The following is a 12877-nucleotide window of genomic DNA, read 5'->3' as shown; positions in this document are numbered from 1 at the left end:
CATGGCTGCCGACGATTTCGAGGTCCCCCGCTCAAGCAAGCGCAAACTCCCCAACTTCGCGATGTCACCGGAGACCTTCGGGCGAGGAGCCGAAGCCTTCGCCCGGTTCATGGGCACTCCGGCGTTCCTCGTGGGGATGACGGTCTTCTGTGCCATCTGGCTGCTGTGGAACACGCTGCTGCCGGAGTCCTGGCAGTTCGACCCGCGCTCGCTCAACTTCACCCTGCTCACCCTCATCCTCTCCCTGCAGGCCTCTTATGCGGCACCGCTGATCCTGCTCGCGGAGAACCGCAGCACCGACCGTGACCGGGTCGAGTTCGAACACGACCGCCAGCGTGCCGAGCGCAATCTCGCCGACACCGAGTTCCTCGCCAGGGAGGTCGCTGCCCTGCGCATCTCGATGCGTGAGGTCGCCACCCGAGACTTCATCCGCTCCGAGCTCAAGGACCTGCTCAAGGAACTCGAGGAGGATGCGAAGGCCGAAGCACCGGCGGCGAAAGGTGACGGACGGGGTGACGGTGACGAAGGCGAACAGGTAGGGTTGAAGCCCCGGAAGGAATGAGCCGGGACAGAAAGGACGTGGGCATGACCGGACCAACCGTGGAAGCGGTTCGCCAGGCGCTGACCGGCGTCATCGATCCGGAGATCCGCCGCTCCATCGTCGAACTCGACATGGTCGAGGACATCGCCATCTCCGGTGGCAAGATCACCGTCACCGTCCTCCTCACCATCTCCGGGTGCCCGCTCAAAGACACCATCACCAAGGACACGACCGCCGCGGTCTCGAAGCTCGACGGCGTCACCGAGGTGTCCGTCGTCCTCGGCACCATGACCGCGGAACAGCGCACCGCGATGAAGGAGAAGCTGCAGGGCGCGGGGACCCGCGATATTCCGTTCAATCGTCCCGACTCCCTGACCAAGGTCTATGCCGTCGCCTCCGGCAAGGGCGGCGTCGGAAAGTCCTCGGTCACCGCCAACCTTGCCGTGTCGCTGGCGGCGAAGGGACTGCGGGTCGGCATCGTCGACGCCGACATCTACGGGTTCTCGATCCCCGGCATGCTGGGACTGGGCGGCAAACCCACTCGGGTCGATGACATGATCCTGCCGCAGATCGCCCATGAGGTGAAGGTGATGAGCATCGGCATGTTCGTCCCGCCCAGCCAGGCCGTGGTGTGGCGCGGACCCATGCTCCACCGTGCCCTCCAGCAGTTCCTCACCGACGTCTTCTGGGGAGACCTCGACGTCCTGCTCCTCGACCTGCCCCCGGGCACCGGTGACATCGCGATCTCCGTGGCACAGCTGCTGCCCGGTTCGGAACTCCTCGTCGTCACCACCCCGCAGGCCGCGGCCGCCCAGGTGGCCGAACGTGCCGGGTCGATCGCCACGCAGACGAAGCAGAGGTTGGCCGGAGTCATCGAGAACATGTCCTGGATGGTCATGCCCGATGGCACCCGCATGGAGGTCTTCGGCTCCGGCGGTGGGGCGAGTGTGGCAGCGAACCTGTCCGAGACGATCGGATCCCAGGTTCCGCTCCTCACGCAGATTCCGCTCGACACCGAAGTCCGGGAGGGCTCGGATGCGGGCACCCCGGTCGTCCTCGCACACCCGGAGTCCCCCGCCGCGCAGGCATTCGATTCGCTCGCCGATTCCCTGCGTCAGCGCACCCGCGGACTGGCAGGCAAGTCCCTGGGGCTCAGTCCCGTCTGAGTACCGGCTTGGATGCGTGTAACGATTCTGTTGTCTGCACACGCGGCCATCACGATCGGGCATCTCTTCGCGGCGGACCCCATGCTCGGCTGCCTCTGTCCCGATCGAGCTGACTAGACTGTCTGTGCGGCTTCGGCCGACTCCCCCGAACACTCTCCGTCCGCTGCGAAGGAACTGCTTTTGGCGTTCGTCCTCCCCAGGTCCCTGCCCCCCGTCCGCTCCGTCATCACCTTCTTCACCGCCACCTCCCTTGTCATCATCATCGCCGGCTGCGTGGTCGCCGGACCCACCCGAAGCGATCCCTCTCAGACGGGCCCCTCCCAAACCGTCGCCGACTCCGCCCGGAATCAGCGGACAGCAGAGGCCAATCTCCGCACCGTCGCCGAGAAGGCACGCAGCTATGCCATCGTCACCGACAAGGGCCACCCCCGCATCAACGCCCACTTCTTCGGGATCCCCGGCCTCGGCTCGCTCAGCAGCGCAACAGAACGATCCCTGCTCGCACGCATCAAGGACGCCGGAGGCTTCGGCCGGCACGAGGCGTACGACCCGGTTCTCACTCCACCCTCGCACCGCTGGGAAACCACCGCCTTCACCGATGCGACGACCGCCTCGGCGGCCGAGCACATGAAGGCTGCTACCCCCACCGACCAAGCCGCGGCATCCCCGGATGCCGGGGACGAAGGATCAGGCGACGAAGGATCCGGGGACGACGGAGTCATCGACTACAGCACCCGCGTCATCGCCGCCGGCGGCAGATACCTCGTCTCAGCGGTCGAACAGACCAGCCCGGCGCAGAAGGTCAGGATCCTCCTCACCGATCTCCACGAGGACAAGACGGTCGACGCCCAAGACATGTTCACCTCACAGGTCGACGTCGCCGATCTCGCTGCCGATGACACCGGGGCGCTCACCCTCGGTAAGAAGACCGCGAGCGGAGACGCACTGACCGAACTCGGCAAGCAGGTCATCTCGTCCCTGCACACACCGGTCCAGCTGCCCGAGGCGGCGGATCGGCGCATACCCGACTATTCCTGCTCCCTCCTCCCCTGCGTGGCGCTGACCTATGACGACGGCCCCGGCGATGCGAAGACGGAGGGACGCCTGCTCGACGCGGCGAAGAAGGCGCAGGTCCGGCTCACCTACTTCTTCCTCGGCGGGCATGTCGATGAGAGTCCCGGCGAGGTCAAGAGGATCGCCGGTGCCGGGCATGAGATCGCCAATCACACCTACAACCACCCGCAGCTCGACCAGACCCCGCCCGGACTCGTCAAGAAGCAGGTGAACCGAACGGACCGGTCCCTTGAGGCGCAGGGTCTGAAGGAGCCGTTCCTCGTCCGACCGCCCTATGGGGCACTGAACAAACGGGCAGCGAAGTCGCTGGGCCACCCCGCCATCATCTGGGACGTCGACTCCGGTGACTGGAGGCACAAGAAGCCGAAGAAGACCATCTCAACGGTCAAGCGCGACACCAAACCGGGATCGATCGTGCTCATGCACTCGATCCACCCGACCACCGTCGACGCGGCGCCCGGCGTGTTCGCCGCGGTCGCCGACAAGGGACTCTACGCAGTGACGGTGAGCGAACTCTTCGACGGCATCAAATGGGAGAACGGCGGCTCATACTTCTGTCGCGGCTACTCCGATAAGCTGTGCTCGAATCCCGAACATCCTTCTGTGCACAAGAACTGATCACACGCTGGCGACTTGGGGATCCGATTCTCAGGGCAGTGCTCGGGAGGCTGCGGGTTCGCAGTGCGCAGGCGACTACGGCATTGCCGGGCGCTCTGCCGGCCCTGGTTGCGAAGCGCTCAGGTGGCCTCAGGATCGAAGGGGGCCGCGGAAGATTGATCGCGCTGGGCCGTCTGCGCTTGGAAGCGTTCGATCGGCGACATGTCACGTGTCGGGGTCACCGATGAGGACGCGGAGTCTTCGGCGCTCTCGCCGGATCCGGCGGCGCCGTCGGTCACGGCAGGTGCCGCATCGGAGCCTGACCCGAGCGAACGGTCATTGCGTTTGGACTCGCGGATCGCGGCGTCCTCTTCCACGAGCGCCTCACGCACGATGCGCCGCGGGTCGTACTGACGCGGATCGAGCTTCTGCCAATCGACGTCTTTGAACTCGTCACCGAAGTCACGCCGAACGCTGTCCTTGGCGCCCTCGGCCATCCGACGCATCTGCCGAACCAGGTCGCGCAGCTTCTGAGCATATTCGGGGAGGCGTTTGGGCCCGATGACGACCAGAGCCACGACCACCAGGATCAACATCTCGGTGCCGTTGATACCCAACATGCCCTCAAGTCTACCGTGGACGGCAGTATGCTCGACTCACGAACGGCACAGCTTGAACACAGCGCGGACCCCGAGATCTGCTGGGCCGGAAGAGTCCGGCAACAGGGGCCTGCGAGGAGCCGGGAGAGACGAAGACCAGGGGAAAGGAAGCAGACGGATGGATGAGGTCGTGGTCGAGCGAGTTCTGCGCATCGTCGAACTCGTGCCCGCCTCGCGTGTCGTCGCCTACGGGACCGTCGGTGCGGTCGCGGAGTGTTCCCCGCGCTATGTCGGTCGGGTGATGAAGGAGTTCGGTTCGAACGTCACCTGGTGGCGAGTCGTCAACGCCGCCGGGGTCCTCCCCGAGGCGCTGCTCCCCCGTGCGCGTGAGCTCTGGGCCGACGAAGGCACCGAGCATTCCCACGACAAGGTCAGCCGTTCGGCATTTCTCGCTGTCGATGAGCTCGACGAGCTGTGGCGCACCCACGGCATCGACCCCGAGTGCGGTTAGACTGAAGGGCAGATGTCAGCCGAAAGCGAGGGAACGATTGTCACGCGAAAACGCAGGTGACCTCACCTTTTCGGAGCAGTACAACGGTCCCGATCCGCTCCTCGACGCGGCGCGCACGCACTCTCACGAAAGCGGTCTCGTTCCCGTCTCGCAGACCACTGCGAAGACGCTGAGCCTGCTCGCTCGACTGCTCACGCCGGTCGCCGCGGTCGAGGTCGGCACCGGGGTCGGAACCTCGACCCTGGCCCTGCTGCGTGGCATGCCGACCGCGGGCATCCTCACCTCGATCGACACGAACTCCACGGCTCAGGCCGCCGCCCGTGACCTCGTCGACATGGCCGGGATCCGACCCGGACGACTGCGACTGATGAACGGCCGCGCCGAAGAGGTTCTCAAGAAGCTCGCACCGACCGCCTACGACATGGTCTTCATCGACTCGGATCCCACGAACCTCGAGCGCATGATCGAACCCGCGCTGCGGCTGCTGGACTCACACGGCCTCCTCGTCATCCATCAGACGCTGCTCAAGGGCGGGGTGGCCGATCCCGTCGACCGCAGTCCGAAGACCCAGGCCGCCCGCGGTCTGCTCAACCGGATGGCCCGGCAGGAACGGCTCGAGCACGTGCTGCTGCCCATCGGCCAGGGCCTCCTAGTGCTGCAGAAGGCCAACCGCTGAGCGACGGTTGCCTGAGCGGCCGGTGAATGCGAAAACAGCAGAGACTCTGCGAAGTCTCTGCTGTTCGTGCGGGCTGTTCTGCCGGTGCGTCTCTCTCAGAGGCCCAGAGTCTCTGCCAGAGTGTCATAGAGGCCGGTGGCTTCATCCCGGCTGAGTTCGATCACCAGGCGACCTCCGCCCTCGACGGGAAGCCGCATCACCATGCCTCGGCCTTCCTTGGTCACTTCCAGAGGTCCGTCGCCGGTGCGGGGTTTCTGGGCTGCCATGTGGGCTCTTCCTTCCGTTGTCCATGCAAAGACGGTCCACGCTCGGTGGACCGAATGTTGTGATTCGATTATTCCACGATACGGTCAATCCGGGGTAACCCAGACGATATTTGTGTCTTACGGCGGCAGATCGGCCGGCGGAGTGAAGTGCCACAGGTAGGCGACCCAGATGATCTGGAGCAGGATGAAGGACACGAGCAGCGCCGCCCGATAGCCTCGCGAGCGGACCAGTCCGAGCGTCAGAGCCATCGGGAACAGGGGCAGCAGCAGGCGCAGTGTCGAAGTCTGCGGCATGAAGAAGATGAGCAGGTAGATGCCGTAGCCGAGGCAGAACAGCTGCATCGTCCGCCCCATGCTGGCCCCGGCCGGAGAGAAGATCATCGCCAGCATCCCGGCGATGACCACGAACAGCAGCACGGGCCCGAGCGGCCCGATCAGACTGTTGGCCTGTCCCAGCCACTGCACGAAATACGTCGAATCCCCGGTATGCCAGGCCGCCTCGGTGTCGGTGTAGGCGGTGATCGAGCCCGTCACCCACCACGCATGGATCGGGTGGAGGAGGGCGGCAACACAGGAGAGCACGCCCAATGTCCACGAACGGACCACCTCGGCGACCGGATACGGGTCCTCACGTCGCCTGAGGAACCGGTCGATGAGGTGGAAGAGCATGAAGAAGGAGAAGGCCACGCCGATCGGTCGTGAGAGGTCCATGAGGACGACCACGGGAATCGCCATCAGGTACCGGCGCTCGACGATGAGGAACAGTGCCATCGCCTGGAGCAGCAGGGTCAGGGACTCCGCGTATCCGGTGGAGAAGATCGCCGCCGGTGGGAAGAACATCACCAGAGCCAGCCCCATCAGCGCCTGACCGGGATCCGTGTACTTGCGGAACAGCGCGAGGATGACGATCGAAGCGAAGCCCGCAGCAACTGTGGACACGAGCGGCGAGATCACCTCGTAGCTCAGTCCAGTGAAGTCGGAGAGAGTGGCCACGACAGAGGGATGCAGCGGATAGAACGCCCACTGGTTCTCCGTCACCGCTCCGGTCTCGTCGACGGGCAGGACGCTCGGGTACCACTCCTTGGCGACGCGACCGTACCACCCGCCGTCCCAGAAGTTGAGGAAGTCGTTGAGGGTCGTCGTCACCGGGCTCGAGGACCAGTTCGCCGGGTCCTGCCGTTTGAGCACTGCGGCGAAGATCGCGAGGCTCACGACGCGGGAGCACAGGTACACCGCGATCGCTTGGATCCACATCGGCAGGGTGAGGAAGAGCGCGCCGAGGCGGGAGAGACGTGAGGAGTCGAAGACTTCGGGGGCGAGGGTGATTCCGGGCAGGTCGGCGGGTCTGCTCATTGCTGGCCGGGGGTCGCTTCCAGCTCACGGATGCGCTCGCGCAGTACTCCGATCGCCTGGTCGACGTCGTCCATCCGGTAGCCGCGCAGTGCCGGGCGGAAGGAGAGACGGTCGAGGTCCGCGGCGGTGAAGTCCTCGCGCAGTCCGTCCCAGCCGCCCTCGGATTCCTCGGCGGCCTCCGCGTTGAAGATGTTGAAGGAGGCCGCGACGACGATCACAAGGACGAAGATCGCGGCGGCGACCCCGATGACTATCCACAGTGGCATGCCGTCATCTTCTCACAGGGGCCTGTGCGGGATTCTCAGGCACCGCAGGCGCTTGTCGCAGCCGGCGTGCTCAGCGCAGGCACGGCGCGCCCAGCGCGTGTGCAACCGGCGTGCTCAGCGCAGGCCGCGCACTGCGTGCCGGGGGCTCGCCTCCCCGGAGATCGCCAGCGTCACCGCAATCGCCTCGGCGGTCGCCGCGACATCGTGGGTGCGGATCATCGCCGCTCCCTTGGCCACAGCCAGAGCGGTGGCGGCGACGGTTCCGTTGAGCCGTTCGCCCGGGCCGGCCTCGCCGATCGCCTCGCCGATGAAGTCCTTCCGGGAGATCGCCAGCAGCACCGGAAAACCTGTGCCGACGAAGCGTTCGAGTTCACGCAGCAGCCGCAGCGACTGAAAGGTGTTCTTCCCGAAGTCAGGGGTCGGATCGATGATGATCTTCTCGGCGGCCACTCCGGCGGTCCGCGCCGCCGCGGCCAGGGCCATGACTCCGGCCATGGTCCGGTCGACGACTTCACCGCTGTGCAGTCCGTAGCGGTTGCGGTGGGCGTCCGTGCGCGGGTCCAGTCCCCCGGTATGGGAGCAGACGATGCCGACATCGTGGGCAGCGGCCACCTCGGCGAGCCGTGGGTCGACTCCGGCCCAGGTGTCGTTGAGCAGCCCTGACCCGGCTGCGCAGGCGGCTTCGGCCACCTCATGGCGCCAGGTGTCGACGCTGATGAGCACTCCCGGGTGGCTCTGCGCCACGGCTTCGATGACGGGGCAGACCCGGTCGATCTCCTCGGCCACGGAGATCTCGCGGCCCCGGCCCGCCCGCACTCCGCCGATGTCGACGATGTCGGCGCCTGCGGCCACGGCTTCGCCCACCGCGGCGATCGCCTCCTCGGCGGTCGACGCCGATTCGTAGAAGGAGTCAGTCGTCCTGTTGATCACCGCCATGATCGCCGGCCTCCCGGCGCGTGCCTTGGTGAGGTCGAAGCGTCCGCTTGCCGGGTTCGCCTCCGCACTGCCCTTCACTTCTGTACCCGCCTCACTGCTGGGCCCCGACTCACTGTTGGGGCCCGAGCTGTTCGGGATCGACCGGTTCCGGCCCCTCGTCTGCGGTGGCCGCCGAGCCGATGGTCGCCACCACTTCGTCGATGTCGTCGGTGAGGGTGAACATCTCCAGATCCCTCGGACTGATCGTGCCCTCGGCCAGCAGCGTCGACTTCATCCAGTCGACGAGACCCTGCCAATAGGACGTGCCGAAGAGCACGATCGGGAAGGAGGTGACCTTGCCGGTCTGGACCATGGTGAAGGCCTCAAAGAGCTCGTCGAGGGTGCCGAACCCGCCGGGCATGACGACGAACCCGCGAGAGTATTTGAGGAACATGGTCTTGCGGACGAAGAAGTACCGGAAATTGACCCCGAGTTCGACGTGCTCGTTGAGACCCGATTCGAAGGGCAACTCGATGCCGAGTCCGACGGAGACGCCGCCGGCTTCAGCGGCACCGAGGTTGCCCGCCTCCATGATCCCCGGTCCCGCGCCGGTGATGATGGCATTGCCGTTCTCGGCGATGCGGCGGGCGATGACCCTGGCATCCCGGTACGCCTGGGTGTCGGCCTTCAACCGGGCCGACCCGAAGATCGAGACCGCGGGTCCGAGTTCAGCGAGGCAGCCGAAGCCTTCGACGAATTCGGCCTGGATCCGCATCACCCTCCACGGATCCTCATGCACCCAGTCCGCCGAGGACCGCGATTCGAGGAGTCGCTGATCGGTGGTCGTCGTCGGCACCTGGCTGCCGCGCAGCCGCAGCGGTCCCTTGCTGTAGTACGCACTGTCATCGCTCGCGTGCGAGGTCACACTCGGGTCCTTCCCGTCGTCCAATTCGTCGGCCATGTCGCTCAGCTGCCCTCGAGGTAGCTGCGCAGGGTCCGGGTGGCCAGCTCCACCTCGGCGATCCTGACATGCTCATCCGACTTGTGGGCGTACAGCGGATTGCCCGGACCGAAATTCACCGCGGGCACGCCCAGGGCGCTGAACCGGGACACATCGGTCCACCCCAGCTTCGGTGCGGGTGAGAGACCGAGAGTGGCGATGAAGTCCTGCGCGATCGGACGATCCAGGCCGGGCCGCGCACCTTCGGCAGCATCGGTGACCACCACATCGAACCCGGTGAAGAACTCGCGCAGGAAGGCTTCCGCCTCGGCGGCGGACTTGCTGGGAGCGAAACGGTAGTTCACGGCCACACGGCACTCATCAGGCACGACATTACCTGCGACGCCGCCGCTGATCGACACCGCGGACAGGGACTCGCGGTAGTCGAGACCGTCGACGTTCACAGTCTCGGTCTCGAATTCGGCGAGACGGGTGAGCACCTCGGCAGCCGCGTGGATGGCGTTGACGCCCATGAACGCCCTGGCCGAATGCGCCCGGACCCCCGTGGTGGTGACGTCCACGCGGATGGTGCCGTTGCAGCCGCCTTCGACGGAGGCGTTCGACGGCTCGCCGAGGATGGCGAAGTCACCGGTCAGCCACTCCGGATGATTCCGTGCGACCCGGCCGAGGCCGTTGAGGGAGGCGTCGACCTCTTCGTGATCGTAGAAGACCCAGCTGACGTCCCGGTGCGGGGCGCGCAGGGCCGCCGCGGTGGACAGCTGCATGGCCACCCCGGCCTTCATATCGCAGGCTCCCCGGCCCCAGATCACCGGATCGGCTGGGTAGTCGGCGCCGTCGAGCACGGTCTGCCTGGGCGGCAGGTTGTCCTCGACGGGCACCGTGTCGAGGTGGCCGGCGACGACGATGCGCTCCGGCAGGCCCAGCCTGGTGCGCGCCACGACGGTGTCCCCGTCGCGCAGGATCTCGAGATCGGGTCCCTGTCCTGCGCTGATGCGTTCGAGCACGGCGACGACGGCATCGGTGATGGCCGTCTCGTTGCCGGATACGGATTCGATGGCGCACAGTCGCCCCGTCAGGGTCGCGGGATCGTCGATGGCGGCGAACAGATAGTCGCCGAGCTCACCGGTGGGCACGAACACGGCAGCAGTCTCAGCAGGTGGATCGAGAGTCATATCGCTTAGCCTAGTACCGCCGCCACCGACTAGTCTTGAACCATGACAGAACGCATAGTTTCCGCTCGTGGTCTCGCCACGACTCACAACGACATCGTCCTCTCCGTCTGGTACCCCGCCCTGAGCACGGGTGAGACCCATGACCTCGCCGAGGCGGCCGCCACCTCCCACTCGACCGATGACGGACTCGACGCCCTCGTCGGTGCCGACGACGCCCGCGGCACCCAGTCCGAGGTCGTGACCACCACGGTCGACCTCGACGAGGCTCCCGCCTCGGCGGCCGATGCCTACCTGCGACTGCATGCACTCTCCCACCGGGTCGTGGCTCCCAATGACGTCAACCTCGACGGCATCTTCGGTCACATCTCGAACGTCGTCTGGACCTCGTTCGGCGCCTGCTCCCCCGAGGACTTCGAGGCCACTCGGGCGAAGCTGCTGGCTCGCGGCCCGGTCGCCGTGTACGGTCTCGACAAGTTCCCGCGGATGACCGACTTCGTCATCCCCTCCGGTGTGCGGATCGCCGACGCCGACCGTGTCCGCCTCGGCGCGCATCTGGCAGCGGGCACGACCGTGATGCACGAAGGCTTCGTCAACTTCAACGCCGGCACGCTCGGGTCGGCCATGGTCGAAGGCCGCATCTCCCAGGGCGTCGTCGTCGGCGACGGCTCGGACATCGGCGGCGGTGCCTCGATCATGGGCACCCTCTCCGGCGGCGGCACGCACCGCATCTCCATCGGCAGCGGCAGCCTGCTGGGCGCGAACGCCGGTGTCGGCATCTCCATCGGCGATGACTGCATCGTCGAGGCCGGCCTCTACATCACCGCCGGCACCCGGGTGACGGTCCCCGGCGAGGGCGGAGCCGTCGTCAAAGCCGCTGAGCTCAGCGGGCAGAACAACATCCTGTTCCGCCGCAACTCCGTCTCCGGCACCGTCGAGGCCATCTCGCGTGACTCCAAAGGCATCGAGCTCAACCCCGACCTCCACTGAGACTGTCTGATCTGCGCTGAGTCGGTCCGGTCTGCACTGAGGGCGCGCTCCCACGCTGGGAGCGCGCCCTCAGTGCATCCGCGAGCGAACCGACGCGCATCCGCGTGCGGGCCTCGGCGGCACGCGCCCGCTCCCGCGTACCGCCCTTCAGACGGACATAACGCCGCGAGAGTGACACATCCTACCGGGCCTCCGATGCGGTGTGTCACTGGCTGTAGGGCATGATGCGCAGCGGGCACCGCGCTTGAATGCGCAAACGCCGTGAGCCGGCACGAGGTGCCATGCTCACGGCGCTTGGGCCATGCGGATATCAGCAGTTGTCGACGACCTATATCAGCGGTTGTCGATGGCTGGGATCAGCGGTTGTCGATGTCCTTGTAGTCGCGGGAATGTGCGCCGGTGTAGATCTGGCGCGGGCGACCGATGCGGGTCTCGGGATCCTTGATCATCTCGCGCCACTGGGCGATCCAGCCGGGCAGACGACCGACGGCGAAGAGCACCGTGAACATGTTCGTCGGGAAGCCGAGTGCCTTGTAGATCAGACCTGTGTAGAAGTCCACGTTCGGGTAGAGCTTGCGCTCGACGAAGTAGTCATCGGCCAGGGCGATCTCTTCGAGCTGCTGAGCGAGTTCGAGCAGCGGATCGCCGCCGGAGCGGGCCAGGATCTCGTCAGCGGTCTTCTTGATGATGCGGGCACGCGGATCGTAGTTCTTGTACACGCGGTGGCCGAAGCCCATCAGACGGACACCGTCTTCCTTGTTCTTCACGCGCTCCATGAACTTCTTCGGACCGTCATCGGAGGCCGCGATGTTCTGCAGCATCTCCAGCACTGCGGAGTTCGCGCCGCCGTGCAGCGGACCGGCCAAAGCGTTCACACCGGCCGAGATCGACTGGAACAGGTTCGCCTGCGAAGAGCCGACGAGGCGCACGGTCGAGGTCGAGCAGTTCTGCTCGTGATCGGCGTGGAGGATGAAGAGCTGGTCGATGGCCTTGACCGCCAGCGGGTCGGGCTCGTAGGGCTCCGAGGGCACTCCGAAGTTCACACGGAGGAAGTTCTCCACCAGGCTCAGGGAGTTGTCCGGATGAATGACGGGCAGTCCCATATTCTTCCGGTGCGCGAGTGCCGCGATGGTCGGCATCTTCGCGAGCAGGCGGAAGGAGGAGGTGTCGATCTGTCCCTCGTCAAAAACATCGAGGTCATCTTGGTAGAAAGTCGACAAAGCAGCGACCGCTGCTGCCACCATTGGCATCGGATGCGCATCGTAGGGGAAGGCGCGGAAGAAGCGCCGCAGATCCTCGTGAACGATGGTGTGTCCGCGCAGTCGGGCGTCGAAGGCGTCGTACTGTTCTTGAGTCGGCAGTTCACCGTGGATGAGGAGGTAGCAGACTTCGACGAAGTTCGACTGTTCGGCCAACTGCTCGATCGGGTAGCCGCGATACTGCAGCACTCCGGCGTCACCGTCGATGAAGGTGATGGCCGAGGACGTCGAAGCCGTGTTGCCGAACCCCGGGTCGTAGGTCACCGAACCGGTCTCTTTGAGCAGCGAGCCGATGCGGTATCCGTTGTTTCCAGCTGACGATGACACTTCGGGCAGTGTCAGCTCCGTGTCAGCGATCCTGAGGTTCGCCTCCGAAGTCATATGATCTCCTCACCGTCGACCCACCCCAAGAACTTCCTGAGGTGTCTTGCACAGTTCCATCAAAGACTACCGACAACTCCAGGAATCAGAAAATCACTCACACCGGTCCTTACCGACCGGTAATACGTTTGACCTGGTCATCCACCACATTTG

General features: G+C 65.7%; 14 protein-coding genes. 6 read left to right on the top strand and 8 right to left on the bottom strand.

The window, feature by feature from the left end; all coding sequences use genetic code 11:
• Window position 1: 1 nt before the first annotated feature.
• The 3 genes from CV023_RS01865 (at window position 2) to CV023_RS01855 (ending at window position 3399) form a co-directional block, all read left to right on the top strand.
• A complete protein-coding gene (locus CV023_RS01865) occupies window positions 2-562 on the top strand; it encodes a DUF1003 domain-containing protein (RefSeq protein WP_230743771.1) in 561 nt (186 codons plus the stop codon).
• A gap of 23 nt (window positions 563-585) precedes the next feature.
• Window positions 586-1707 (top strand): Mrp/NBP35 family ATP-binding protein, encoded by a 1122-nt coding sequence (locus CV023_RS01860; RefSeq protein ID WP_230743770.1) that lies wholly within the window; start codon window positions 586-588, stop codon window positions 1705-1707.
• Window positions 1708-1887: 180 nt separating this feature from the next.
• Window positions 1888-3399 (top strand): polysaccharide deacetylase family protein, encoded by a 1512-nt coding sequence (locus CV023_RS01855; protein ID WP_230743769.1) that lies wholly within the window; start codon window positions 1888-1890, stop codon window positions 3397-3399.
• A gap of 119 nt (window positions 3400-3518) precedes the next feature.
• Here CV023_RS01855 and CV023_RS01850 read toward each other — a convergent pair whose 3' ends face one another.
• Complete coding sequence (locus CV023_RS01850; RefSeq protein WP_230743768.1) at window positions 3519-3998, bottom strand: twin-arginine translocase TatA/TatE family subunit; 480 nt, start codon at window positions 3996-3998, stop codon at window positions 3519-3521.
• Window positions 3999-4155: 157 nt separating this feature from the next.
• Between CV023_RS01850 and CV023_RS01845 the strand changes: the two genes are divergently transcribed.
• Window positions 4156-4488: an MGMT family protein gene (locus tag CV023_RS01845; RefSeq protein ID WP_230743767.1), complete on the top strand. Its 333-nt coding sequence runs from the start codon at window positions 4156-4158 to the stop codon at window positions 4486-4488.
• A 37-nt stretch (window positions 4489-4525) separates the two neighbouring features.
• Entirely contained in the window at window positions 4526-5164 is a 639-nt protein-coding gene (locus CV023_RS01840) for an O-methyltransferase (protein WP_230743766.1), read from the top strand.
• A 95-nt stretch (window positions 5165-5259) separates the two neighbouring features.
• Here CV023_RS01840 and CV023_RS01835 read toward each other — a convergent pair whose 3' ends face one another.
• The 6 genes from CV023_RS01835 to dapE form a co-directional block, all read right to left on the bottom strand.
• Window positions 5260-5430 carry a DUF3117 domain-containing protein gene (locus CV023_RS01835; RefSeq protein WP_230743765.1) on the bottom strand — a complete coding sequence of 57 codons (171 nt, stop codon included), beginning with the start codon at window positions 5428-5430 and terminating at the stop codon, window positions 5260-5262.
• A 117-nt stretch (window positions 5431-5547) separates the two neighbouring features.
• Window positions 5548-6783, bottom strand: a complete 1236-nt coding sequence (locus CV023_RS01830) for a hypothetical protein (RefSeq protein ID WP_230743764.1) — start codon at window positions 6781-6783, stop codon at window positions 5548-5550.
• On the bottom strand, window positions 6780-7049 hold the full coding sequence (locus CV023_RS01825; RefSeq protein ID WP_230743763.1) for a DivIVA domain-containing protein: 270 nt from the start codon (window positions 7047-7049) through the stop codon (window positions 6780-6782). Before CV023_RS01825 ends, CV023_RS01830 begins: the two co-directional genes overlap by 4 nt.
• A 114-nt stretch (window positions 7050-7163) precedes the next feature.
• Window positions 7164-8063, bottom strand: a complete 900-nt coding sequence (gene folP / locus CV023_RS01820; RefSeq protein ID WP_230743762.1) for a dihydropteroate synthase — start codon at window positions 8061-8063, stop codon at window positions 7164-7166.
• Between the two features lie 31 nt (window positions 8064-8094).
• Window positions 8095-8925: a TIGR00730 family Rossman fold protein gene (locus CV023_RS01815; protein WP_230743761.1), complete on the bottom strand. Its 831-nt coding sequence runs from the start codon at window positions 8923-8925 to the stop codon at window positions 8095-8097.
• A 5-nt stretch (window positions 8926-8930) separates the two neighbouring features.
• Window positions 8931-10097: a succinyl-diaminopimelate desuccinylase gene (gene dapE / locus CV023_RS01810; protein WP_230743760.1), complete on the bottom strand. Its 1167-nt coding sequence runs from the start codon at window positions 10095-10097 to the stop codon at window positions 8931-8933.
• A 42-nt stretch (window positions 10098-10139) separates the two neighbouring features.
• Here dapE and dapD point away from each other — a divergent pair, with 42 nt between their 5' ends.
• Window positions 10140-11084, top strand: coding sequence for a 2,3,4,5-tetrahydropyridine-2,6-dicarboxylate N-succinyltransferase (gene dapD, locus CV023_RS01805; RefSeq protein ID WP_230743759.1), 945 nt, complete (start codon window positions 10140-10142; stop codon window positions 11082-11084).
• A 356-nt stretch (window positions 11085-11440) separates the two neighbouring features.
• Here dapD and CV023_RS01800 read toward each other — a convergent pair whose 3' ends face one another.
• Window positions 11441-12724, bottom strand: coding sequence for a citrate synthase (locus CV023_RS01800; protein ID WP_230743758.1), 1284 nt, complete (start codon window positions 12722-12724; stop codon window positions 11441-11443).
• Window positions 12725-12877: the final 153 nt, after the last annotated feature.

It is taken from the genome of Brevibacterium sp. CCUG 69071 (assembly GCF_021023135.1).
In the GTDB taxonomy this organism is placed as follows: domain Bacteria; phylum Actinomycetota; class Actinomycetes; order Actinomycetales; family Brevibacteriaceae; genus Brevibacterium.
The sequence above is the reverse complement of the archived record's forward strand: the minus strand, read 5'-3'. Positions and strand labels throughout refer to the sequence as shown.